A 25,188-nucleotide genomic window follows, 5' to 3' on the forward strand; every position below is an offset into this window, starting at 1 on the left:
TTTAATATGAGCGATAAAGATTATTTAAAAGACATTAGTGAGATTAAAAATCTTATGAATAAGTCATCTCGATTTATTTCGTTGAGTGGGTTGTCTGGAATACTCGCTGGTGTTTATGCTTTAGTTGGTGCTGCTATTGCGTATTGGTTAGTGATGACTTATAGTGGTGGCACACTATTTATATTCCATGGTTGGGTATTTTGGACCTGCATGTTTGTGCTTTTTATGATTGCCTTTTTAAGTGCTTTAACTGGTATTATTTTAACCACACGAAAGGCCAAGAAAAACGGCGAAAAAATATGGGACAACTCCTCGCGTCGCCTACTCATCAATTTTTTAGTACCCTTGGCGGCAGGCGGATTATACACCTTAATTATATTAGATCAAGGGAGGTATGGACAGACAGGTGCTTTAATGCTCATATTTTATGGCTTAGCATTAATTAATGCTTCTAAATATAGTATTGGTGATATCAAGTATTTAGGGTTTGCAGAAATAATTTTAGGATTGTTTGCCGCCTATTATCCTGGATACGGATTTTGGCTATGGGTTATGGGATTTGGAATACTGCATATTGTTTATGGCACTTGGATGCATTTTAAATATGATGTAAAATGAGAGGTATAAAACTTATTCCAGGTTACGCTTTAATACTTACAGTTTTACTATCGTGCCAGACTAACGAAGGTAAATTTAGGATTTCAAACAAAAGTGATTACGATATTGATTCCTTACAAATTTCCCCAGACGCTAATCACCAATTAATCCATTTGAAGAAAGATGAAACGGTTGCATTTAACACCAACATGGACGAGATTAGCACAGATGGTGCATATTCTATAGCATTTAAAAGCGCTCATAATCAACAAGTTTTAAGACGCTTTGGGTACTATACTAATGGGCACCAACTAGAAGAGGTCATTAACATTACGATTTTAAATGATACTATTTTGATTAATGGTAAATTTGACAACCTTTATTAAAAAAATAGATTCCTGCTGTTGCGGGAAGTATAATGAGTATTATAACTAACATAAATAAACTTTTTGATCACAGAATACGACTCGGCATTATGTCGGTTCTTATGGTAAACGAGTATGCCGATTTTAAAATGTTGAAAGAATTATTGGGTGCCACAGATGGTAATTTGGCAAGTCATACTAAAGCTTTAGAAAAGGCCGAATACATTTTAGTTGAGAAACAGTTTATAGGTCGAAAACCAAACACAAGATATAGTGTGACGAAACTAGGGAAATTAAAATTTCAAAAACATATTGAAGCTCTTGAAAAATTAATCAATAAAACATAAAATCAACGTTCGACTACCCTCAACAAGATAGTCGAAAAATTAAAATCTTTTTTTTAATCATTTACTTTGAAATTCAAAGTACTTTAAAACAATCAATCATGAAAAAACTAATCTTATTTATTGCAGCCCTTTTATTTAGCACCTTTTTCTACGACCAATCTATCGGACTTAACCTCTTTTTGTTCAGCATACTCACTGTGGTCATTCTTTTTATTAATAACAAAGCACATTTTAAAAATCGGAAAACCCAAATCTACACCATAGCCTACCTCATCACAGGACTGACCATCTTTTTTCATAGTTCTTCATTATCCATAATTGCCAACTTAGTCTCCTTCTTCACGTTAATCGGTCATTTATCTGAAACCAAATCTTCAATTTATATAAGTTGGCTTAATGGTTTGTACACCACTATCGCAGGACTATTTCACCGTAATTTTGCCTTATCCACTTCAAAACCAAACACTGAGAATTTAGAAAAAAAGGACAAAATAGATTATTTACACTGGGCGAAGATCATTTTAATTCCAACCGTAATCCTTATCACTTTTATTGCACTTTATAAAGAAGGAAATCCCGTTTTTAGCAACTTAATAGAACAAATAGATTTTGGATTTATAAACATACAATGGGTCTTAGTCGCAGGTTTAGGTTACTATTTATTCAGTAATATCCATACACCAATAGAAGTAGAACCAGCCACAGAACTCGATTTACAAACTGAAAACACCTTACATAAAACAGCTGCATTTTCTATCCCCAAATTAAAACAAGAAAATCAACTAGGCGTGATTCTTATCGCGCTTTTAAATGCATTAATTGTAATGTATTTATTAACCGATATCACTTTTATAACAACACAACAAGAGATTAAAGCGTCCTTATATTCTGCCCAAGTTCATAATGGTATCAATGCGCTCATTGCCTCTATTGTTATTGCTATCATGATTTTACTTTATGTATTTCGAGGTAACCTCAATTTTTACGAACAAAACGCCTCCTTAAAACGGCTTGCTTTTACTTGGATTGTTTTAAATATTCTATTAGTCCTGAGCATTGTATTTAAAAACAGTCAGTATATCTATTACTTTGGGTTAACCTACAAACGTATTGGAGTCATTGTCTACCTACTCCTTGCCACAATTGGATTGGTTACAACGCTTCTTAAAATAAATGGAGCAAAAAACAACTGGTATTTATTCAGAATAAACACACAAGCTGCGTTTGCAATCCTCATTATTTCTAGCACAATTAATTGGGATTATCACATTACAAATTACAATTTTAGTTATGCCAAATCCATGGATTATAAGTATGTCATTGCATTATCCGATAACAACACCTTATTGTTAAATGAGCAGTTAGATAACGAAAACTTAAATGGAGATTCTATCCATCAAATCGAAGAGAAATATCACAACTACGTATACCGATTACGAACTAATAATTGGCAAGAATTACGATATGATAATTTTAAAATAGACACCGAATAACATGGCTATTCTAATCTTATTTGTTTCGCTTTTTGTTGGTGGAATCACTTTCATCTTGGTACGGCTTAGTATATCGTGCATATTTTGGGCTTCCAAATACCGACATGATAAAATACGCGTATTCAACCTCTATTTTCCGTATTACATTATAAGTGTATTTACGCTTTGTATTGCAGCAATTATTGGATTAAACAAGCATATTGTTGCCACTTATTATTTCAGTTTCGTGTTCAGCTTGTCGCTTTTTATTTGGAGATATGAACTCATACGAAGCAGAAAAACTCAGCATCACAACAACAACTATGTAAATTCAAATCATCCCGAATTACCATGAACAACCTATTTAAAACTTTAAAAGCAAAACGCAAGCAATTGATCATTTGGTTGTTTGAACATTCACAACGCATTTATACCAATATGTTTAAAATTCATAAGCCTTGGCATATCACAAAACAAGATTTATTAAAGTTTCCGGAACCAACGTTTGGAAGACACTTGGGAGAATTCTTAGACAAACATAATTTTGAACTCATTCCAAAAGTTGAGCGTCACGATTGCTACCATGTACTTTGTGGATACAGCACTAAAGTTGAAGATGAAATCGCGTTGCAATGCCTTTGCTATGGCAACGGCAAACGCAGTCCGTATTTGTATGGAGCCATCATTCTTGGTGTGACCATTCTTCCAGATTACTATAAGTATTACCATCATTCTTTCAAAATAGGAAAAGCAGCCAATGCCTTTCATCATTTTGATTATAGAAAGCTCATGCATGTGTCTATTTCAGATTTTAGAGCTGCTATTTTTCCAAAACATGAACTAGTGAACCTTAAACACATCTCCGCATGAAGACATTTAAAATCTTAATTCTAACAGGAATCTGCATGGTTTTTGGTGTGTTCGTCACCTTTCATTGGATCAGTTTTAAAGCTAAAGGCCTTATATATGATGATATGGATACTATCCCAAAGAACAACGTCGGACTCGTCCTTGGAGCAAGCAAATGGGCACCCAGTGGCAATATCAACTTATTCTACAAACACCGAGTGGATGCAGCGGTTTCACTTTACAAAGCTGGTAAGATAGACTACATTTTAGTCAGTGGAGATAATGGCAGAAAAGACTATGATGAACCTACTGATTTTAAAAATGATTTAGTCGCCAATGGGATTCCTGCTGAACATATATTTTTAGATTATGCAGGTTTTAGAACTTTAGATTCCATAGTGAGAGCTAAGAAAATATTTGGTCAAAATTCTATGACCATCATTTCACAGAAATTTCATAATGAACGTGCTATATACATTGCACAACATTATGATATTGAAGCTATAGCCTATAACGCCAAAGATGTTTATAAAACACCACCACGCGAATATTTAGCACGTACCAAAGCACGTTTAGACTTACTTTTTAATGTAAAACCTAAATTTTTAGGAGATAAAATCGCTATTAAATAAAATCACCAATACCATCATGAAATTTCAATTTAACAAAAACTATTTAGTACTCGCACATAGCCTCTTTCTTATAGAATTGGCCATCGCCTTCATCATCAAAACAGGATTTATTCGCTACACCTTTGGCGATTATCTCGTTGTTATTTTACTATATGCAATTATTAGAGGATTCACCAACTTGAATGTGAGGGCGTCGAGTGTGGTCGTCCTCTTGATTGCTTATGGTATCGAATTGCTTCAACTCACCCCATTCTTAACCTACTTTAATTTACAAGATAGTTTTACAGCTAAACTCATTTTCGGTAGCACATTTCATCTATCTGACTTGCTCGCTTATACCTTAGGCATACTGACGGTTTTAGCTGTTGAAACATCAATTTCAAAACTACATAACAGACAAAATTTGAACCTATGGAAACTATAAAAACTTTAATTCAAGAGCGTTTTAAAACCTTATCATTAATCACAGTGGCCTTACTGTTTAGTGGTATTTTACTTATGGTACGCATGAAACTCAACAAGTCCTATTTCTTTTCATTTTTAATCTGGAATATATTTTTAGCCATCATCCCTTATGCCACAACGATGTATTTGAATACCTCAAAAAATGTGAGCAAATTAAAACTTGGATTCTGGTTTATGGTGTGGTTGGCCTTTTTGCCCAATGCCCCTTATATTGTTACGGATTTAATTCATATTAGAATAGGAAACGACTCGCTTTTATGGCTCGATGTGTTGGTGGTATTATCATTTGCATTAAGTGGACTCTTACTGTTTTACATTTCCCTTTTGGATATGCAAACACTAGTGAAATCTAAATTTAAAACCCTTCCTGTTGAAATGATAAGTATCGCTATTCTTATGTTATGTGGATTTGGTGTTTACTTAGGACGTTTTCTACGTTACAATTCATAGGAAATCATTAGTCAACCACACTACCTGTTAATGGATATTGTAAATATGATTATCGCACCATTTCAGCACTTTGAAGCCTGGTTATTTACTTTTGGTTTCAGTGCGTTTTTAGTCGTAGGCTTTTGGATGTTTAAGAATTTTTATCGCCACGACTCCAATTTAAATTGACACATCAATCAAATTTGCATTCTAGTGCTTATCTTTATCTACAAAAACCACAAATAACTATGAAAAAAATAAACCTCGCAGCTGTTATATTACTTTTATTGCTATCTTGTAAAGACGACAAGAAAACAGAACTACAACCTATAGTAATTGGAGATTTTAGTTTTACATCCCCAACTATTAAAGCTAATGAACCTTTTAAAATCACCTATAATGGAGATGGTGATCTCGATGACAGCTTTTATTATCAGGTTAATCATGCCAATCACTATCCTCTCGATTTAGATTTTGTAAACAACTCTGCAACCATAACTGTTCCTGACAGTATTTCAGTAATAGCGTTTAATTTTAAAATAGATGAAACCTATGACGACAACAATGCAGACGGTTACCTTTTTTCTGTTGTAAATAATGAAGGGCAAGTTGCAAAAGATGAAGATGCTGCAACAGAATATTATGCTTTTAATACCGGTAAAAACTATGGTATAACCGGGGATGCTGAAAATGCTTTGATAACTATTGAGACTGCTATTGAGAAGCATCCTGAATTGACTAAAGATTGGGTTAATGTTCACTTTTATTTAACCAGACAAGTTGATGCTAATCAACTTTCAAATCTTGGCGAGGCTTATCTTTCAAAATATAAAACCGAACAGGTAAAATCTCTTGAAGATTATGAGATGTTATCTAACATATATTCCGGACTACGAGATTCTGAACGAAATGACAGCATTCTCAACATCATTTCAGAAAAATATCCTAATAGTAATTTAGCATTTAGACCCATAATCAATTCTTATTTTGATGCCAAAGATTTAGTCAGTAAAGAAACGATTTTTGAAACGCACAAAGAAGCCATTATAAACCATTCAGACGGTAAATTCATCATCCAAAATATTGCCTTAGCTAATTACAACGACGGAAATGAAGACGCTTTTCACAAGTACCTAGACCTAATGGATAATGAGTATTCTAAAGCCTCGATATACAACAGTATTGCTTGGCCAAAAGCTGAAAAAGGTGAAGATATTGAAGCAGCCATGGCATTATCAAAACAATCTTTAGATTTGGTTGAAGCTGAACAAAAAGCACTTAAAAATAAACCTGACTATTACAGCCCAAAACAATACGAAAACAGTTTAAAGCAAACTTATGGTATGTATGCTGACACCTATGCTTTACTCGCTTTTAAAAATGATGATATAAAGGAAGCCATAAAGTATCAATCTATAGCGGTTGAAGATGATGCTAATGGAGAAATTAATGAACGTTATATTCAGTTTTTAATGGCAGATGAACAATATAAAACCGTTGTTGAAAACGCTGCAGAATTTATTGAAGAAGGTAGAAGCACGGCAAAACTAAAATCTTATTTCTTAGAAGCGGTTAAAAATGAAGATGACACTAAAGATGCGGATATGATGTTGGCAAAACTTGAAGAAACAGCTAAGGCTGCTGAGATGGAAGCCATAAAGAAAACCATGATAGACAAAGAAGCTCCCGATTTCACTTTAAAGAACCTAGAAGGAAAAGATGTGACGTTATCATCTTTAAAAGGCAAAACCGTTGTTTTAGATTTTTGGGCAACATGGTGTGGCCCTTGTATTGCTTCGTTTCCAGGTATGCAAAAAGCCGTGACAAAATACAAAGACGATGAGACTATCGAATTTCTATTTATAGACACTTTTGAAGATGGTAAAGATCGTATAGAGAACGTATCAAAATTTATAGCAGATAATAACTATGATTTTAATGTACTCATAGATCCTAAAGAAGAAAACGGAAATCACACTGTTGTAAATGCTTACGATATAACTGGAATACCAACTAAAATCATCGTAGGACCAAGTGGAAGAATTAACTTTATTTCTGTCGGGTTTAGTGGCTCCGCAGATAAAGAAGTTAGTAAAATTAATACGATGATAGAAATACTAAACTGAAATAATAATAATCATAAAAAAGAGGCATCCTAATTAAGAATGCCTCTTTAAATTATTTTCCGTCGATATAGTCTTGTAAATAACTGAACCGCTTCGTTAATTTCCCATTTTCAGTCATCTGAGCACGTTTTAAGATTTCCCGTTCATCATTATTGAAGAACGCAGGAATTACGTGTTCTAAAAATGTTTCACCAAAACCTTCACTAGCATCTTTTGGTAATTCACAGGGTAAATTATCTACAGCCATAACGGTTATTGCGCCTTCGGCATCATAATCCACTTCTTTTTCAGAATTGGGATCATACCCATAAAATGGATCTTCAATAGTTGAAGGTCGTATTGTGCTCGCCACAGGACCATCAATATCACAAGAGATATCAGCCACTAAATTGATCCTGAAATCAGGATGCTTGGCATCTTCTCTCGTAAATAAATACGGTGCATTATTCCCGTAAAAATGACCTGCTATAAAATAATCGGTTTCCTTAGCATAAGGCATAAAGTTACTTTCATAACCCGATGGATCTTTGTAAAATTTAAAGCGATCTCCAACTTTTCCATCGGTTCGTTTGGCATACTCCATTACATCTGCCATAACATAGACAGGCTCTGTAAATTGAGATGTTAAATACAAGGCATCACTAATTTGTTTAATCCCTAAATGATCTAAAATCTCTTTGGCTCCATGTGCTACTTTTCCTGTTCCGGTGAGTAAAATTTTAATATTCGGAATGGTTATTTTATCTAATTCAGATTTCACCTCGTTTAAATCGGCAAGTGTTTCAACTTTTGGCAGTATAAACAAGCCATCTCGCAATCCTAACGCTCTAAAACCATTATAAGCACCAACTAACCCAGCATAACGACCAAAACCAATGAGTCGTGCTCCACTCTTTTTAATAATGGTTTCGTGATCAAACATTTCTATATTTTTCTCTAACATGGCTAACAACAATGTCCTATTGTAAGGCTGTTTTTTAATGGTATGTGAGAAGTAGAAATATTTTTTATTAGGAATTAAATTTTCAATCGGCACTTCTTTAACTCCAATCATTACATCGGCATGAGAGACATCATCCAACACCTCAAATCCTAATTTTCTATAAGCATCGTCAGGAAAGATTCTTATTTCCGAAGACTCTACAATAAATGTAGCCTCTGGAAATTGGCTTCTAGCTTCAGCTAAATGTTCAGGAGAAAACACCACACGTCTGTCTGGTGGATTTTTACGTTCTTTTATGATGGCGAATGTCATACTAATTATAATTTTAAGACTGACAAAACTGTCAAAATCTAATATGGAATAATATTTGTACGAATGTAAAAGGATTTATGAGGTTGCGCAACTTTTTTCGTAACTTCGCCGTCCATTTATTTTAAACTTTGGGGTCGACTGGTTTTGACAGCGAGATTAATTAGATGGTAAGCACGTGGTGTAATGGCATTGAAACACCTAAAAGGCTAGACCAAATTTTAAACGGCGAGAATAACTACGCTTTAGCTGCATAATCTGAATTATAGTAAGATTTCGTGCTCATTCCTACTAGGTAGGAAGGCTAAATGTCTCCGAAAAGCCCTGGTCAGTGGCGTTTCTGCATGAGGCATCGTAAAAATTGACTAAGATTAGGTAGCGCTTTGATGCCTTTTCAAGATTAAAAAGCTAAGTTGTAAGTGGGTTGTTTGTAACCAGCTTGCAATCGAAAATCTAAGAACAAAATAAACGTGTAGAAAGCCTTTTGGTTACTTGTTTGGACGAGAGTTCGATTCTCTCCGACTCCACGACACTCACAACTGCGTTGTGAATGAAAATATAAAAATCCATCAAGTTTACTTGAATGGATTTTTGTGTTTTTAGTCATCAGTCTTGCAAAGACTGGCAGTTGTATTTGCAACATTGAAGTCATTAGAGAACAACGCAGTTAATCTCACTAACTTCACAAAAAAACCCTGTAAACAATTAATTTACAGGGTTTTTAATTTTATTTAATATCATCCTAGTGTACACGTATGCATCCATAGTGTTACTTAACTAACCTAATTTAAACGCGGAAGATAATTGACGCTACCAACCAGAGTTATTTACAATACTTCTTTCCTACGAATATTAATTCGCATAGTACCTTCTATTGGTTGTTCAGAGACTAATACTAAATAGCCTCCTCCTCCAGCACCAGCTAATTTCCATGCAAGTGCTTTATCTTTATATTTCGCAATCTCAGCATTTATTTTTGGATTAATCATCGCAGGAAACATCTTAGTCTGCGCATTAAATGATTCTAGAAATCCTTCAGCAAATCTCTCTAAATCTTCACTTTTAATAGCCTCCCATACCTTATCGGCTGAATCAGCAAGTGATTTTACGTTATCTTCAGTTACATAAGTTTCTGTTAGCAAATCTAACTCTTGTTCTCTAGGCCAGAGCAGCACCATACAAAGATGTTCTTCTAACCATGTAAGCGTAGATTCTGAATGAATGGATTCAAATTTAGTTGGCCAATACTCGTTATCATAATGATGTCTAACGACTCCAGGCATACATATTCCGACCGCATCTTGTGCACCTGAAATTAATGTTGACCCAGGAGTATTTTCAAATTTGAAAAGTATTTCAGCTAATTTTTCTGGTTTATCGAAAGGCAAGTAATGTGGCCATATTTTTTTTGCTGCATTTCTAGTTGAGGTAGACATCCCACAACGTTCATTATACTCTATGATGGGTTCGAGAGATAACGTTATAGCCCATCCAGGATGATACTTAGAAACATATGGTTGATCTATCCATGTCCCTGCTAAATCGATTCTATAAGGTAATGAACAATTCCCTGAAGTCCTTATTGCAGTAGTTGAACGCGGTGGAAGGTCGGCATCTGGTACGCGTCTCAAAACTTTTAATTCAATACCCAAAGAATTACAAAACTCTTCTTTCATTGAAGAAAAACCATCTTCATTCACCACAAAAAGATCTGGCTTTAACTTTTCAAGTTCATCCTTAAAATCCAAAATTCCTGACCCACTATTAACAAAAACCTCTTTTACATACTTTATGGAGTCAATCATGTAAAGTCTTTCTTGTTCTGAAGTAATGGTTTTACGTCCCTTTAATTTTTCAATTGTCGCATCAGAACCTATTCCAACATATAGATCTCCATAACTAGCAGCTTCTTTAAAAAAAGCGACATGTCCACTGTGCAGCATATCAAAACAACCTGAGACAAATATTTTTTTATTCATATTTTAATCAATATTAAATGTAATCTAGAGAATAATAGGCTTAAAGCACCTAACTATATAACGTTTCAAATTTCATACATTTTTAGCTAAAAAAAGATTAATCCTTCAATAATCTGACTATTCATTCATATTCACATGTCCAAATGGTCCGTTTGGTTAAAGTTTTAATTAACAACATTTACGTTGACCTCAAATTATTTTCCTGTTTTTAATCAATTAGATTTGCGAATACAGTTACAAAACACAAAGTTGTAGTTTATACAAAAAAGACAACAGACATTTCCTATATATATTTTGTTTGCTAAATTAGTTGCGTCATTACACCTAAACATCATTTAAGTCATTCAACCCATAACGACCTCAACTCCACATGAAAAAAACAGTAGCACTATGCTTTATATTAACGTCCCTATTTCTTTCAACACCGTTATACGCCCAAGACACAGTAGAATGGTCACGAGACAGAAAATTAAACTGGTCGGATTTTAAAGCAGCTCCTAATTTAGATATTGTGGCTTATGCCCTCACTTCTTACAAAATAGAAATCCTACCAAGTGATATTATGGTTGATGCTGATGAGAATATTCAGGATTATGAAGCCTTAACAGTTGTAGCGAATTTTTATAAAGAACATTCTTGGGTTTATGAAAAAAGCGCCTATTTACTTTTACATGAGCAATTACACTTTGATATTGCTGCCTTATACGCTCTTAAAATCCAAGCAGAGTTCGAAAAATTAAAAGCAGAGAAGAATACTAATTACAATTCTTATGTAAGTATCTATCAAGAATTATGGGCAGAATGCCTGAAAACACAAACATCTTACGATAAGGAAACACAGCATGGTCAATTAGTTGCTATTAACGACACTTGGATCGATAAAATTAACGAGCAAATAAATGCTTTTGAACAATAAAGAAAAAGCTAAGCAGCTATAAGCATTGTTTTAATTTTATTGTTTACTTAAAAATCATTTGAACTCAATTTCTGTATATACAGGAAAATGATCAGAAGGATACTTGAAATCTATTGCACTTGAAAACACGGCATATTTAAGTACAAGAACATTGGGTGATTTTGAAACGAAAATATAATCGATTCTCCGCGTTACAGGTTTATTATAATTAAAACCATTGAATGTGCCATCGGCTCCAAACTTTAAGGTTGCCACTTGTTTTAAATCTGACATAGTTAGTAATATTTCTGCTACAACCTCACTGTTAGGTTCTACATTAAAATCACCCATTAAAAGTACAGGATAGTTTTGTGAGTTTTCTAAAGTGATCTTTTTAAGAATGAGTTTCATGCCTTCTTTTTGTGCCTCATCACCAACATGATCTAAATGTGTATTGAACACCCAAAATTTTTGATCACTGTCTTTTAAAGTAAACAAGCCGTAAGTACAAACTCTCGGATAAGCTGCATCCCAACCTTTAGATACCACTGTAGGAGAATCTGATAACCAAAAGGTGTTCTGTTTTTCAACTTTTATGTTTTTTGAATTGTAATAAATCGCAGAAAACTCTCCTTCTCCATGACCATCGCGTCCTTCTCCTATAAATTTATAATCTGGTAAGGCGGAATTTAAATCTTCTATTTGATTTGGTCTTGCTTCTTGAACTCCAAAAACATCTGGACTCAAAAATAAAATTTGAGAACTTAAAAAGTCTTTTCGATTTGGCCATGCATTCGCGCCGTCTGATGCAATATCCAAACGAATATTATAGGTCATTGCCTTCAGGCTGACCTTACTTCTTTTAGCCTCAGACGTATTACTTTTAGAACTGCAACCTAAAACGATAAGACTAATAAGACACAGCGTAATTCGTTTCATATATTCATTGTTTCAAACTTGAAAAAATTATCACAAGCATTTAAAGGTTTCGTTATATTTACGCTTAATCAGTACGCTCTGAAGCGACCTTTATCCTTTCAAACGTTAATTCTGGTTCATCGGTAGTGATATAATCAAAATCATGAGCTAATAACCAATCTATATCTTCTTCTTTATTTGCTGTCCATCCATTTAATTTGAGACCTAAATCTTTAGCTTCTTTGACCCAATGCTCTTTATGTTTCAACTTCCAGACTAAGTAATCTAAACCCGTAATACCATCATTTTTTAATTCTTCTGGAGCTTTTGAACCATCGAGATATAAAACTTTTGCATTCGCATCAATGTCTTTAATACGCTTAATAACATCGTAACTAAAACTGATATAATAGGAAATATACGCTTCAGCTTTTAATTCTTTTACCATGGCTACCGTTTTGTTAGCCAATTCAATATTACGGCCTTCAATTTTTGAAGGCTTTATTTCACACACCAACCCCGTTGTCGTATTATTAATCATACCTGCGCTAATAAAATCTCTTAGTGTAGGAAGTGTTTCTCCATTAGGCAACTTATGTTTTGCTAATTCTTCATAAGTTGACGTTTCTATTTCAAGTCCTTCATAATCGGCATCATGTGTTACGATTAAAACGTGATCGGCTGTCATTCGAACATCAAACTCAGAACCTGTACAGTTTAATCGGATCGCCTCATGTAATGCAGCAATAGAATTTTTCGGAAAACCTTTAGCTTTCCATGCCCCTCTGTGGGCAATTACAGGATTATCTGCAAACACGATTACGGATTCTGAGGTAGTTGAATTGCATGATGCTAATCCAAGACATAAATATAAAATAATGAAACAACGCATAGGTAAAAGTATTAAAATAAAAGGTGTAAAAAAGATAAATAAAAAACACAAAAGGGCAAGTGAACTTGCCCAATTATGTTTCTATAAAATGACTAATTCAAATGATTAATTATAACCATTATTCTGAGGATAATCTGGGCCTAATAAATCTAAATCGTTTTGAGAAATTGGCCAATTAATAAAATGTGATCTCCAGTTTTCTCTAGGATCTTTTGCACCTAGATTTGCAGGGAAATATTCACCATCACCCGCATAATTGGTCATTTGAAAATCCATAACATCTTGTCCCATACGCTTTAATGTAAACCAACGTTGTCCCTCAAATGCTAATTCTCTTGCACGTTCATCTAAAATGGTTTGTTGATTTACAAAAGTTACAGGCTCAGCACCAGCTCTTGTTCTTATAGCATTGATATATGGCAACGGATCACCTGAAGATCTCATACTCGCTTCTGCAGCTATTAAATAGGTTTCGGCTAATCTGTAAACCATAATATTTCCTCTAATGGTGTAAGACGCTTCATTTCCATCTTCTTGTGCAAATTTAATACACGAAGGATGCATTCTTTGGTAGTATAAACTGTAGTTATCACTTGGATTATCTAAATCAGTAATTGGAGCATAATCATCAACCTCTTCACCAATTCGTTCACCTGAAGTATAATAATATTTTAATCTGAAATACGTATTATCATCTCTAGTATCGTTTGGATCTTCAGCTAAAAGATTTAACAAATATAAATTCGGCACAACTCTAGAAAAGCCTCTACCACCTTGCTCATTATTATAATCAACACCAGAAATCTGAAAAAATTGAGCTACATAATTTGCATTCATCATATTGGCATCACCTCCGCCAAGTACATCATCAGTTGATTGTATTACGAATAAAGCTTCTGAATTATTTCTATCTCCAGCAAATACTTCCGCTGTAGAACTAACTAAGCTATGTGGTCCCTCTTCTATTAATGAAACCGCTTGGTTTTTAGCTTCTGTCCAATTTCCTTCCCACATCGCTACTTTCGCTTTAACATGCTTAGCAGTTCCTTTAGTTACACGACCAAAAGTATCTGACCAATTTAAATTTTCGATAGCATAGTTTAAATCACTATTAATGAGCGCAAAAATTTCTTGTTCCGAGGATTTATCATTTATAACATCAAATGCATTATCTACAGTTATTGTTTCTGTAGTTACATAAATATTGTTATACATTCTGTACAAGTAAAAATAAGCATGTGCTCTAAAAAACTTGGCTTCAGATAAAATTTGAGCTCTTTCCCCATCGTCTATACCTTCTAAAGTTTCAGCCGCATTGATTATAGCTGTTGCTTTATTTGCTATATTGTAATAGTGCTTCCAAAATAATGACGACGCAAAAGTGGCTCCTAAATCTAATGGAGAAATTCCTCTTTCATATCGTCCTAGTAAACCGGTATAACCCGATCTTGAGAAGGTTAAATCAGCTCTCGAGGACATAAGCACTGAGCCCATATAATCTTCAGTACTATTATCGTAACGATCCCTTTCAAATTTATATAAACTTACTACACCAGACTTTAAACCTCCTTCTGTGGTATAAATGTAATCTGCATCGATTAACGTACTTGGCTGTTCTTCTAAGTAGTCTTCACAAGAAGCAACTACAAAAAATAACGTCATGGCTAGCAGAAAGCCACCTTTTATTTTTGAATTAAAAAACTTGATTTTCATAATACTATTCTTTTTTTAATTAAAATTTAACTCTTACTCCAAAAGTGAATGATCTCGCATCTGGATAACCTGTATCAGCACTAGAATAAGTATCTCTGATATTTACTTCTGGGCTATAACCTAAATAATCTGTTTGTGTAAATACATTTGTTGCAGTGACATATAATCTAATCTGCTCAAAGTTTAATTTAGATGTAAACTTTTCCGCCAAAGTATAGCCTAAGCTTACCGTTCTTAACCTCACATAGGAAGCATCCTTAACCGCTAAGGCATTTAAATATTGATCGGCAGCATCTCTGTTAGGACGTGGAAAACTTGTTGATGGATTTTCTGGTGTGTAATAATCTACTTTTATACCATTAATATCTCCTCTTAACGTTCCACCATTATTGTACTCATTTAAGAATGGATTTATTTTTGTAGCTCCTTCTACAACATAGAAATCAACAAATAAATCAAAACCTTTATAAGCTATAGATGTTGATATTGAACCAAACCAGTCTGGATTAGGATCCGTAAACACACGGTCTTCTTGTGTGATTTTCCCGTCAGGACCAGGGATTATATTACCTTCTTCATCGACTCCATTAACATCCTTAATTCTGATATCACCTGGCGCTAACGTTTCTTGTGGATTTGCAGATTCTGGATTAGCTTGTGGTGAATTTGCATAATCCTCACCTTCTTGCCAAATACCATCAAATGCATATTGGTAAATTACACCTACTGGCTGACCAACATAATAATTAAATGAATTATCTTCAGTGATCGCATCTCCATTTCCATCATTATAAAGTTCTAATAGTTCGTTTCTATTATTAGACCAATTGGTAGATACAGACCATTTAAAATCTTCTGTATTAAAGATGTTTGCTGTTAAACCTAATTCAAGTCCCGTATTCTGCATTTCACCAGCATTAAAATATGTTGATGTATACCCTGTTACTGGAGGCACACCTCTTTTTAATAATAAATCTGTAGTTCTAGCGTCGTACCAGTTGATATTACCTACTAACACTCTGTTGAAGATTGAAAAATCCAAACCTAAGTTTAAGGTTGTGATTCTTTCAAATTTTAAATCTGGATTAGGTAAAATAGTTGATGGCGCGAATCCTGACCCAGTTTCCTCATCAAATATATAAGGCTGGAAATCAGCAGTAAAGAGTGATGTATAAGCACGACCTAAATCATTAACTAATGAACCATAACTTGCTCTAAATTTTAGTTCTTGGATTGCATTGACATCTGCTAGGAAGCTTTCATTATGAATTTTCCAAGCAAATGAACCTGCTGGATTATAACTCCACTTGTTACCCTCTCCGTTTAATGAAGCTCCATCAGCTCTAATAATTCCTTCAAGCGTATATTTATTTGCAAAACTATATCGCGCTCTCGCTAAATAGCCTAAGTAACGAAATTTATCTCCATCGCGCTCAACAGTAACATTACCGATAGCACTAGAAATACCATTATAGCCTAAATCTTCATTAGCAAATCCCTGACCTTCAGTAAATGTTCTTGAAAATGCATTTTCTTGAGTTGACTGTACTAAAGTAAGATTTAAGTTATGATTGTTGTTAATGGCTTTGTCATAAGTCAAAATATTTTCAACTAAATAAGACTCTCTTAATTGATTATCAATTCTTGCAATACCTCTAACATCATCACCAGCACTACTTAAAGACGATAGATACTGTCCTCTTTCTGACGTTCTTCTCGTTAAATTAGCTTTTAGTTGGTATTGTAGATCTTTAGTAATCTGCCATATTGGAGTCACATTAATCACATAATCATTTCCTTTTTCATTGTGATCTTGTTCACGTAAATTCCACAAAGGATTTACCGCAGAGCCTTCTTCTCCGCTTGGAAATTGTGTTATACTACCATCTTCATTATAAGCAGTACCAAATGGTGAGTTGGTAATTACATTCACTGCAGCTGCTCTACTTGTGTCATCATTTAATAAGTTTAAATCAAAATTAACCGAAAATTTATCTGATATTTTCTGGTCAACATTTAAACGCAATGTTTTTCTAGTATAACTCGATGTTGGAATAAGACCATCTTCTTGAAAATAATTAATACTACCAAAAACCTTAGTCATTTCCGTACCACCACTGACGCTGATAGCTTGACTATTAACAAATCCATTTCTCATTAATTCATCTTCCCAATCAACAAAACGGTTGTTTATAATATTGTCATATTCAGTTGGCGTGAATACTTCATCAACAACATCATCAGCATAACTATCATCACCTCTTGTGGTTCTCCATGCCTCTCTTCTCAATTGTGCTAATTCTTGACCACTATACACATCAAAATTACGTTCAATCGTTTTAGTGGTTAAAAATCCATGATAGCTCACACTCACTTTTCCTGCTGACCCACGCTTAGTTGTGATTAAAACCACACCATTTGCACCTCTAGATCCATAAATCGCCTGAGCTGATGCATCCTTTAAAAACTCAACAGATTTAATATCATCTGAATCGATATCTTCAATACCACCTTCTCTAACGATACCATCGACCACATAGATTGCACTCACATTACCTTCAATTGAACCTTGCCCTCTAAAGATAATATCTGAAGTACCACCCGGACGTAATGTTCCACCACCTACATTGACCTGTAAACCTGCGATTCTACCTCGCAGCATCTCATTAACATCAGAAGTTGGTGACAATATTGCTTCTTCAACATCTACTGTAGCAACAGCATTTACAATATCACTTTTCTTTTGTGTACCATACCCAACGACAACGACTTCCTCTAAAGTGGTATCATCTTCTAATGCCACCGTAATTTCAGCTGAACTATAGAGTACGTCTTTAGATTTAAAACCTACATAAGACACTACAATAATAGAAGACTCATTCGTGACTTCTAAAATAAAAGCACCATCAAAATCTGTTTGCGTGCCATTCGTTGTTCCTTTTTCTATTACAGACGCACCTGGTAAAGGCATATTATCTGAAGCAGAAATCACTTTTCCTTTTATTGTGGTTTGCGCCATCAAAGAAAACGAACAGCACAATAAAAAGAGACAGAAGAATATTTCAATTCTTGATTTTCGAAATTTTAATTTCATGAATATTGATTTGATTTAATTGTTTGAGTATTCAAAATTAGATAACACCCAAATAATCTAGAGGTATCTAATTTTATGTTATTGTAAATTTAAACGGAAGAAATTGTAAATATGACAATAAACACCTCGATAAAAAACCAACAATATAAAATTTCGCAAAAATATCGTTTATTAAAATCGTCTAACAGCATGTAAACGCTAAGGTTTTAAATCACAATAATTCTCTTAACAAATTCTTAATATTGAGTGAAGTAAAGCACTTGTCTAGGTAAAGTCGTGGTAAAAAATAGGATTGTCGAGGTCTTAAAATTTTAAGATATAATTAACTAAGCTATCATCGTGATTTAATTGTAATCTTTTACGCAATCGATAACGTTTAGTTTCCACACTTTTGATTGATATATTGAGTAATGGAGCCATTTCTTTCGATGATAAGTTCAATCTTAAGTAGGCACAAAACTTTAAATCATTAGGAGTTAATTCTGGATGGGCGGCTTTAATTTTATCCATAAAATCTTTATCAGCATTGTTAAAAGCCTCTTCAAAAAATTTCCAATCTTTATTATTATTTAGATTATTATTTATAAGATCGATGGCGCTTCCAATATCTGTTCTGTTTTTAGCATGCTTCAACTCCTTTTTAATTTTTCGAAGCATCTCGTTCTTTTTAATAATACTCATCGTAGAAATAGCTAACTCACGGTTTTTTCCTTCGATATCCTGATTCAGCTTTTCGTTTTTAAATTGAATAATGGTTCTTTCGTTTTTAATTTGTTCATGTTTTAATATCCGCTCATAATAAAACTTATATGCTTTGTGAACTAAAAACCCTAATAACGCTAGTATGAGTACATAAATAAAAATGGCCGTATTTGAAATAAACCACGGCCTCGCAATCTCAAATTGATAATTTACGACATTGTCTGATAATTGATTTCCTATTTTAGCTCTAACTTCTAGATTATAATCTCCAAAAGATAGATTTTCAAATTGAACACTAGCTTGTTTAGACCAAGTACTCCAGCGATCCATCTGACCATTTAATTTGTATTGGTAGTTAACGTCGAGAAATTTATTGTATTCCGGTAAAGCATAGCTAAAAAACAAGGTGCCGTATTTGTGTTTAAAATCGCCTTTATCATGAAGCGGTAGATCAACAACATTATTCTCCAGATCTGTAACCTTTACCGAGTTTAGATGAATAACATATTCGGATTCATTTTTGATTTCAGATATATCCATAGTTAAATAACCATTAGACGTACCTAATACATATTTTTCATTTGCTATATGCTGTATATTTTCAAATCCAAGCACTCCCTTTCTTAAATTTGAAGGAATTGATATCGTAGTTATTTCTGGTTCATTGGTAAGGTTATCATTATCTACATAACTTATATCGTGTTCTGAAAACAACCACAATCGTCCTGTTTGATCTACGACCATTTTCACAGATTTATAAGGCGATATCTTTTCACTTAAATCTATATTTTTTTCAAACTTACTCTTCGTTTTGTCATATTTGAACACCCCATCTTCAGATGTATATAAAATATTATCGCGGTATGAAATTAAACCTGAATTTTTTCCTAATTTCAATTCTGATTGCCGCTTAATATCCACAACTTCATGCAGCAAACTGTCTAATTGAATTCTGAAAACACCTTTATACTCATGATTCACCAATATTTGGTTTAAATCGTTGATTTCAAAAAAGCGTGATGAATTTTTAAAACCTTCTATCTTATTCCTCACTTCCCACGAATTATTGCTTTTCTGTAAAACATATAAGCCGTCATAATTACCTTGAAGTAAAAGGTTATCATGATTTGGTACTGTTTTAAAATTCCAAGCACCTAAAATAGGACTGATACTTTTTGCCGAATTACCCTCAATCAAAAATGTACCTAAATGGTGTCCGCAGAACAAGGATTTGTTATCGTCATTAAAGAGACTCCAAACCTGACCTGCTGTACCTTTTACAAAAGTAAAATCTTGATCTTTAGAATCGAGAGAACGATAAAACAAGCCTTGATTTGTACCTACATAGAGATAATTTTGAAAAATCAAAGTTGTATACACCGTACCAATATCACCGTTATAATCTATAAATGTTTTTATAGACGAATTAACATTAATACAGTTGATTCCATTGTCTAAACCGGTCCAAACATTATTTTCGTGATCCTCAAAAAGTGAAAGCACCGTATTATTTGTTAATCCTTTTTTTTGATTTATTTCGTATGCAATCTCACCACTAGTATTCACTTTAATGAGACCATTAGAAATTGTACCTAATACAGAACTACCATCTTTAAGCTGAATACTACTAAATACATTTAATTCTTTAAGCCTTTGGTTAGAAGACACATTCCATTCTTTAAATTCATTATTATGCAATTCAAAAAAACCAGAGTTACGGGTGAGTACAATTAGCTTTTCTTCTGTGTGAAAAACATTAATAACCCTATCTTCAAGCACAATTTCATCATCAAGGACTAGTTTTGGTTTACCTTCCTCTAACACATATATCCCTTCATTAGCCACATGATAATAAATGCGATTTTTAACATTAAAGACTTTGTAAATTATATTTTCAGAAATTATGCTTTTAAAACTTTCAGTAGTTTTATCGTAGAAATATAGAGCGTGACCTGCTTGAAATACGACCCATTCACCATAACTTATGATATTCCAAATCTGATCATCGCTTAAAATCTTTTCTCCTAATTTTGGGATAAGCGATGTGTATTCTAAGTGCCCAAATTTATTCCGCTGCCAATAACCAAATTCCTCATAACAACCTGAGTAAATCCTATCACCAATAGCCTTCACAGCCCTTAAGATCGTGTTATTTGGAGAACGATAAGGCACCCAATTGGCACCATTAAATTCTAACAATCCTAAATTATTTGCGACATAGATATAATTATTAGAATCTTGAGAAATCATCCAATTTTGATTCTCACCATCATAATCCGATGTTGTATATACTTTTATAGGTGGTAATTCTTGACTATAAGACACATAGCTTATAAAAAATATAAGAAATAACGATACGATTTTCATTTTAAGGATAGACATTTATACGATACTTGTAAAGATAGTTTTAGAAAATGAACAAACAAAATGCCAACTCTAATAGAATTGACATTTTCATATTTAAATAAATCTGAAATTATTTTAAGACAAAGCTAACATTAGAAATGCCGCCAAAGCACCACCAACCAATGGTCCCAAAACCGGAATCCAAGCATAAGACCAATCACTTTTCGCTTTGTTTTGTATTGGCAGAATGGCATGGATAAGTCGCGGCCCTAAATCTCTTGCCGGATTAATGGCATAACCTGTTGTACCTCCTAAAGACAAACCAATAGACCATACCAAAAAGGCCACAGGCAAAGCACCTAAAGACCCCATACCAATGACAGTTTCAGCTTCTGAGATACTGGCATCAGTAAAATAAAATATGCTAAACAGCAGAACAAATGTCCCGAGCATTTCACTAAAAAAATTCGAAAATGTGTTTCTAATTGCTGGAGCTGTGCAGAATACAGCCTTTTTAGAATCCGCATTATCTGTTTCATCAAAGTGATTTTTATACATTAACCACACCGCTGTTGCACCAATCATAGCACCAATCATTTGTGCTAAAATATACATTGGCACATCGGCCCAAGGAAATTTACCTGCTATGGCCACCGCAACGGTCACTGCCGGATTAATATGCGCTCCACTATATGGACCTGCGATGACAACCGCCACGTAAACCGCCAAAGCCCACCCCGTTGTAATCACAATCCAACCACTATTATTACCAATGGTTTTGTTGAGGACAACGTTAGCCACAACACCTCCTCCAAGTAAAATTAAAATCGCTGTACCTATAAGCTCTGCTATAAATGGTGTCATAATATAACTACGTTTTTAAATGTTTTTAGTCCAATATTCTAAAGCATCAATAGCTTTATACCAACCTTTAATATTCATTTCAACTTCCGTTCTATCTTCAATTGGACTGAACACTTTGTCCGTTTGCCAAATATCCTGTATTTCTTCAGGACTTGCCCAATACCCAACCGCCAAGCCTGCTAAAAACGCCGCTCCCATGGCTGTGGTTTCCACCACTTTTGGCCTTACAGTTACCGTGTTTAAAACGTCGGATTGGAACTGCATTAATACATTATTTATGGTTGCACCACCATCTACGCGCAACTCTTTTATAGAAATTTCAGCATCTGCCTCCATGGCTTTTAAAATATCCATCGTTTGAAAAGCAATAGATTCTATAGCGGCTCTTGCAATGTGCGCATCTGTACTTCCTCTTGTTAACCCAAACATGGTACCTTTAGCATGCTGATTCCAATGTGGCGCACCTAAACCCGCAAAAGCGGGCACAAAATAAACTCCGTCAGAGCTATCTACTGAAGATGCCAATGCCTCAACATCAGAAGAATGTCTTATAATTTTTAAGCCATCGCGAAGCCATTGCACAACGGCTCCTGCAATAAAAACACTACCTTCTAGTGCATAAGTTGTTTTTCCATTAATTTTCCAAGCGACAGTCGTTAATAAGTTATTTTTTGAAACAATAGGCTTCTCTCCAATATTCATTAACATAAAACAACCGGTTCCATATGTGTTTTTTACCATGCCTGGTTTGGTACACATTTGGCCGAATAATGCGGCTTGTTGATCACCGGCAATACCTGCAATGGGAATTTTAGTATCATAAAATGTAGATGTCGTATGACCATAAACTTCACTAGACGCTTTTACTTCTGGCAACATACTTTTAGGAATGGTTAATAACTCCAATAATTCAGCATCCCAATCCATAGTATTGATGTTAAACATTAAAGTTCTTGAAGCGTTAGTGACATCTGTGACGTGTTGCTTGCCTTTAGTGAAATTCCAAACTAACCAACAATCTATTGTTCCTAAAATTAAATCTCCTGCCTCCGCTTTTGCTCGTGCTCCATCGACATTGTCTAGGATCCATTTCACTTTAGTTCCTGAAAAATAAGAATCTATCACCAGGCCAGTTTTTTGCTTTATAAGTTCTGATTTACCTTCTTTTTTAAGCTGATCGCAATAATCTGATGTTCTTTTATCTTGCCAAACAATCGCATTATAAACGGGTTCTCCTGTGTTTTTATCCCAAACCACAACGGTTTCACGTTGATTTGTAATACCAATTGCCGCTATATGCTCAACATCTAATCCTTTTTTGGCAATAGCTTCTGTAGCCACTCCTGCTTGAGACGACCAAATTTCTCTTGGGTCGTGTTCTACCCAACCAGGCTTAGGAAAATATTGTGTAAATTCTTTTTGAGCTGTAGATATAATATGCCCTTTTTTATCGAAAACTATTGCCCTAGAACTGGTTGTCCCTTGATCTAGGGATAAAATATATTTCCCCATAGTGTATTGTTTATTTAGTAGTTTAACCGAAGTAGAGTTCGGAATAAATTATTATTATTTTAAAATATATTGATCTGCAATCTGTATAAATTCGGAAATTTTCTGAGCACGCCATTCTTCGGTTTCATTCAATTCTGCTCGTACTAACTCACCCACCATTGGAGCAATCTCAATAGCTGCTTTTGCATCTAAAAAAAGTATTCGGACACGCCTTGCTAAAACATCATCAATACTTCTGGCCATTTCATGTCGTACCGCCCAAACGACTTCTGCTTTTGTAAATTCTAATCTTGGATGCAGACGCTCACTTAAAACAGGATTTTCCTCGATGAGTTCGGCTATACCTTTTTGATCGCTTCCATAAATATAAAGATGATTGGCGCGATCGACTGTACCGTTAGCACCATGAATCAATAAGTTATGCGTCAGGCATTCTTCATTTGGCAATTTCTCTAACGCTATTATTTTATTTACAACATCTTGAGCCATCCGTCTATAGGTGGTCCATTTCCCTCCTGTGATTGTCACCAATTCAGAATCTGAAACTATTATTTTATGACTACGAGATATTTCTTTTGTTTTTTCAGATTTATCTTTTGGAGCCGCTAAGGGTCGTAATCCCGCAAAAATACTTAGCACATCAGCCTTACTTGCATTTTTATTAAGATACCTATTAGCGGTTTCTAAAACGAAATCGACCTCTTTATCTAAAGCTTTTGGCTCTAAACTATGACTATCTAGTAAAGTATCTGTTGTACCAACCACCACTCTATTATGCCAGGGTACTAAGAACAGCACACGCCCATCGTCTGTTTTCGGTATCATTATAGCATCATTTCCAGGCAAAAAGGATTTATCAAACACCAGATGAATACCTTGACTTGGGCGAATACTATTTTCTGCAGCGATATCATCCATTTGCAAAACCTCATCTGAAAAAACACCTGTAGCATTGACTACTACTTTAGCGCTTAATGTATATTCACGATTGGTTTCCGTATCAATGGAAACAACACCATCTACTATTCCTTTATCATTTTTTTGAAGGTGTTTTACCTTAAAGTGATTTAAAACCGTTGCACCATGTTCAATACAACTCTGCGCAATATTAACGGCTAATCTAGAATCATCAAACTGACCATCATGATATACGACGCCTCCTTTTAGTTGATGCGTTTTTAAAGTTGCTAATCTTGAAATAGTTTCGGCTTTTTTAATTCTAATAGATTTTCCAAAGCTTAACTTACCAGCCAAAAAATCATAAACTTTTAATCCTACCGTATAAAAGAAATTATCCCACCATTTATAATTTGGAATAATGAACGATTGGTTACGAACTAAATGTGACGCATTTTTCAACATTAAACCTCTCTCATACAAAGCCTCTCGAACCAAATCAATATTGCCCTGAGCCAAATAACGCACTCCTCCATGCACTAACTTTGTACTTCTACTCGATGTACCTTTAGCAAAATCAACTTGCTCCAGCAATAAGGTTTTATAACCACGAGTTGCACAATCTAAGGCGACACCCAATCCTGTGGCTCCACCTCCAATGATAATAACATCCCACTTTTTGGTGGTATTTAACTGATTTACTAAAGTTTCTCTTTTGAACAAAATGCTAATTACATGTTACAATTAGTTTCAAATGTAAACAAATTATTTTAAAATGAAACTAAACGAAACTATAATTTAATCAAAAATGAAGATTTACGAAAAAATAAACTTCATTTTCT

General features: G+C 34.3%; 20 protein-coding genes and 1 other RNA gene. 11 read left to right on the forward strand and 10 right to left on the reverse strand.

The window, feature by feature from the left end:
* The first annotated feature begins 6 nt into the window (after positions 1 to 6).
* The 9 genes from KO515_RS03545 to KO515_RS03585 all read left to right on the forward strand — a co-directional run bounded on the left by KO515_RS03545 (position 7) and on the right by KO515_RS03585 (position 7,282).
* Positions 7 to 618, forward strand: a complete 612-nt coding sequence (locus KO515_RS03545; RefSeq protein WP_215935007.1) for a hypothetical protein — start codon at positions 7 to 9, stop codon at positions 616 to 618.
* Positions 615 to 983, forward strand: a complete 369-nt coding sequence (locus KO515_RS03550) for a hypothetical protein (RefSeq protein ID WP_215935008.1) — start codon at positions 615 to 617, stop codon at positions 981 to 983. The genes KO515_RS03545 and KO515_RS03550 overlap by 4 nt, the downstream gene beginning before the upstream one ends.
* 32 nt (positions 984 to 1,015) lie before the next feature.
* Entirely contained in the window at positions 1,016 to 1,309 is a 294-nt protein-coding gene (locus tag KO515_RS03555; RefSeq protein ID WP_215935009.1) for a winged helix-turn-helix domain-containing protein, read from the forward strand.
* A gap of 98 nt (positions 1,310 to 1,407) precedes the next feature.
* The gene (locus KO515_RS03560) at positions 1,408 to 2,802 is read left to right on the forward strand and encodes a DUF4153 domain-containing protein (protein ID WP_215935010.1); all 1,395 of its coding nucleotides are present in this window, start codon (positions 1,408 to 1,410) and stop codon (positions 2,800 to 2,802) included.
* A 330-nt stretch (positions 2,803 to 3,132) separates the two neighbouring features.
* Entirely contained in the window at positions 3,133 to 3,651 is a 519-nt protein-coding gene (locus KO515_RS03565) for a hypothetical protein (RefSeq protein WP_215935011.1), read from the forward strand.
* Positions 3,648 to 4,262, forward strand: coding sequence for a SanA/YdcF family protein (locus KO515_RS03570; protein ID WP_215935012.1), 615 nt, complete (start codon positions 3,648 to 3,650; stop codon positions 4,260 to 4,262). Before KO515_RS03565 ends, KO515_RS03570 begins: the two co-directional genes overlap by 4 nt.
* Positions 4,263 to 4,278: 16 nt before the next feature.
* On the forward strand, positions 4,279 to 4,686 hold the full coding sequence (locus KO515_RS03575) for a DUF2809 domain-containing protein (protein WP_215935013.1): 408 nt from the start codon (positions 4,279 to 4,281) through the stop codon (positions 4,684 to 4,686).
* Positions 4,674 to 5,177, forward strand: a complete 504-nt coding sequence (locus tag KO515_RS03580) for a DUF1361 domain-containing protein (protein WP_215935014.1) — start codon at positions 4,674 to 4,676, stop codon at positions 5,175 to 5,177. The genes KO515_RS03575 and KO515_RS03580 overlap by 13 nt, the downstream gene beginning before the upstream one ends.
* Positions 5,178 to 5,404: 227 nt before the next feature.
* Positions 5,405 to 7,282: a TlpA family protein disulfide reductase gene (locus tag KO515_RS03585; RefSeq protein WP_215935015.1), complete on the forward strand. Its 1,878-nt coding sequence runs from the start codon at positions 5,405 to 5,407 to the stop codon at positions 7,280 to 7,282.
* Positions 7,283 to 7,334: 52 nt separating this feature from the next.
* On the opposite strand, the gene KO515_RS03590 is transcribed toward KO515_RS03585, so the two are convergent.
* Positions 7,335 to 8,537 carry an NAD(P)-dependent oxidoreductase gene (locus KO515_RS03590; protein WP_215935016.1) on the reverse strand — a complete coding sequence of 401 codons (1,203 nt, stop codon included), beginning with the start codon at positions 8,535 to 8,537 and terminating at the stop codon, positions 7,335 to 7,337.
* Between the two features lie 130 nt (positions 8,538 to 8,667).
* Here KO515_RS03590 and ssrA point away from each other — a divergent pair.
* Positions 8,668 to 9,064: a transfer-messenger RNA gene (ssrA, locus tag KO515_RS03595) on the forward strand.
* Between the two features lie 297 nt (positions 9,065 to 9,361).
* On the opposite strand, the gene KO515_RS03600 is transcribed toward ssrA, so the two are convergent.
* On the reverse strand, positions 9,362 to 10,513 hold the full coding sequence (locus KO515_RS03600; protein WP_215935017.1) for an adenylyltransferase/cytidyltransferase family protein: 1,152 nt from the start codon (positions 10,511 to 10,513) through the stop codon (positions 9,362 to 9,364).
* 370 nt (positions 10,514 to 10,883) lie between these two features.
* Between KO515_RS03600 and KO515_RS03605 the strand changes: the two genes are divergently transcribed.
* A complete protein-coding gene (locus KO515_RS03605) occupies positions 10,884 to 11,429 on the forward strand; it encodes a DUF922 domain-containing protein (protein ID WP_215935018.1) in 546 nt (181 codons plus the stop codon).
* 54 nt (positions 11,430 to 11,483) lie between these two features.
* Here KO515_RS03605 and KO515_RS03610 read toward each other — a convergent pair whose 3' ends face one another.
* The 8 genes from KO515_RS03610 to KO515_RS03645 form a co-directional block, all read right to left on the reverse strand.
* Positions 11,484 to 12,347, reverse strand: a complete 864-nt coding sequence (locus KO515_RS03610; RefSeq protein ID WP_215935019.1) for an endonuclease/exonuclease/phosphatase family protein — start codon at positions 12,345 to 12,347, stop codon at positions 11,484 to 11,486.
* A gap of 64 nt (positions 12,348 to 12,411) precedes the next feature.
* Positions 12,412 to 13,218, reverse strand: a complete 807-nt coding sequence (locus KO515_RS03615) for a glycerophosphodiester phosphodiesterase family protein (RefSeq protein WP_215935020.1) — start codon at positions 13,216 to 13,218, stop codon at positions 12,412 to 12,414.
* Positions 13,219 to 13,323: 105 nt separating this feature from the next.
* A complete protein-coding gene (locus KO515_RS03620; protein WP_215935021.1) occupies positions 13,324 to 14,931 on the reverse strand; it encodes a RagB/SusD family nutrient uptake outer membrane protein in 1,608 nt (535 codons plus the stop codon).
* Between the two features lie 19 nt (positions 14,932 to 14,950).
* A complete protein-coding gene (locus KO515_RS03625) occupies positions 14,951 to 18,025 on the reverse strand; it encodes a SusC/RagA family TonB-linked outer membrane protein (RefSeq protein WP_215935022.1) in 3,075 nt (1,024 codons plus the stop codon).
* Between the two features lie 303 nt (positions 18,026 to 18,328).
* The gene (locus KO515_RS03630; RefSeq protein WP_215935023.1) at positions 18,329 to 21,109 is read right to left on the reverse strand and encodes a helix-turn-helix and ligand-binding sensor domain-containing protein; all 2,781 of its coding nucleotides are present in this window, start codon (positions 21,107 to 21,109) and stop codon (positions 18,329 to 18,331) included.
* 99 nt (positions 21,110 to 21,208) lie between these two features.
* A complete protein-coding gene (locus KO515_RS03635) occupies positions 21,209 to 21,937 on the reverse strand; it encodes an MIP/aquaporin family protein (protein ID WP_215935024.1) in 729 nt (242 codons plus the stop codon).
* Positions 21,938 to 21,952: 15 nt separating this feature from the next.
* On the reverse strand, positions 21,953 to 23,449 hold the full coding sequence (gene glpK, locus KO515_RS03640; RefSeq protein ID WP_215935025.1) for a glycerol kinase GlpK: 1,497 nt from the start codon (positions 23,447 to 23,449) through the stop codon (positions 21,953 to 21,955).
* Positions 23,450 to 23,503: 54 nt separating this feature from the next.
* Positions 23,504 to 25,078: a glycerol-3-phosphate dehydrogenase/oxidase gene (locus KO515_RS03645; protein WP_215935544.1), complete on the reverse strand. Its 1,575-nt coding sequence runs from the start codon at positions 25,076 to 25,078 to the stop codon at positions 23,504 to 23,506.
* Between the last annotated feature and the right edge of the window lie 110 nt (positions 25,079 to 25,188).

Source organism: Winogradskyella psychrotolerans (genome assembly GCF_018860545.1).
In the GTDB taxonomy this organism is placed as follows: domain Bacteria; phylum Bacteroidota; class Bacteroidia; order Flavobacteriales; family Flavobacteriaceae; genus Winogradskyella; species Winogradskyella psychrotolerans_A.

Coding starts and splice junctions, on each gene's coding strand:
- KO515_RS03545 (WP_215935007.1), top strand. CDS start 7: ATGAGCGATAAAGATTATTTAAAAGACATTAGTGAGATTAAAAATCTT.
- KO515_RS03550 (WP_215935008.1), top strand. CDS start 615: ATGAGAGGTATAAAACTTATTCCAGGTTACGCTTTAATACTTACAGTT.
- KO515_RS03555 (WP_215935009.1), top strand. CDS start 1,016: ATGAGTATTATAACTAACATAAATAAACTTTTTGATCACAGAATACGA.
- KO515_RS03560 (WP_215935010.1), top strand. CDS start 1,408: ATGAAAAAACTAATCTTATTTATTGCAGCCCTTTTATTTAGCACCTTT.
- KO515_RS03565 (WP_215935011.1), top strand. CDS start 3,133: ATGAACAACCTATTTAAAACTTTAAAAGCAAAACGCAAGCAATTGATC.
- KO515_RS03570 (WP_215935012.1), top strand. CDS start 3,648: ATGAAGACATTTAAAATCTTAATTCTAACAGGAATCTGCATGGTTTTT.
- KO515_RS03575 (WP_215935013.1), top strand. CDS start 4,279: ATGAAATTTCAATTTAACAAAAACTATTTAGTACTCGCACATAGCCTC.
- KO515_RS03580 (WP_215935014.1), top strand. CDS start 4,674: ATGGAAACTATAAAAACTTTAATTCAAGAGCGTTTTAAAACCTTATCA.
- KO515_RS03585 (WP_215935015.1), top strand. CDS start 5,405: ATGAAAAAAATAAACCTCGCAGCTGTTATATTACTTTTATTGCTATCT.
- KO515_RS03590 (WP_215935016.1), bottom strand. CDS start 8,537: ATGACATTCGCCATCATAAAAGAACGTAAAAATCCACCAGACAGACGT.
- KO515_RS03600 (WP_215935017.1), bottom strand. CDS start 10,513: ATGAATAAAAAAATATTTGTCTCAGGTTGTTTTGATATGCTGCACAGT.
- KO515_RS03605 (WP_215935018.1), top strand. CDS start 10,884: ATGAAAAAAACAGTAGCACTATGCTTTATATTAACGTCCCTATTTCTT.
- KO515_RS03610 (WP_215935019.1), bottom strand. CDS start 12,347: ATGAAACGAATTACGCTGTGTCTTATTAGTCTTATCGTTTTAGGTTGC.
- KO515_RS03615 (WP_215935020.1), bottom strand. CDS start 13,218: ATGCGTTGTTTCATTATTTTATATTTATGTCTTGGATTAGCATCATGC.
- KO515_RS03620 (WP_215935021.1), bottom strand. CDS start 14,931: ATGAAAATCAAGTTTTTTAATTCAAAAATAAAAGGTGGCTTTCTGCTA.
- KO515_RS03625 (WP_215935022.1), bottom strand. CDS start 18,025: ATGAAATTAAAATTTCGAAAATCAAGAATTGAAATATTCTTCTGTCTC.
- KO515_RS03630 (WP_215935023.1), bottom strand. CDS start 21,109: ATGTCTATCCTTAAAATGAAAATCGTATCGTTATTTCTTATATTTTTT.
- KO515_RS03635 (WP_215935024.1), bottom strand. CDS start 21,937: ATGACACCATTTATAGCAGAGCTTATAGGTACAGCGATTTTAATTTTA.
- glpK (WP_215935025.1), bottom strand. CDS start 23,449: ATGGGGAAATATATTTTATCCCTAGATCAAGGGACAACCAGTTCTAGG.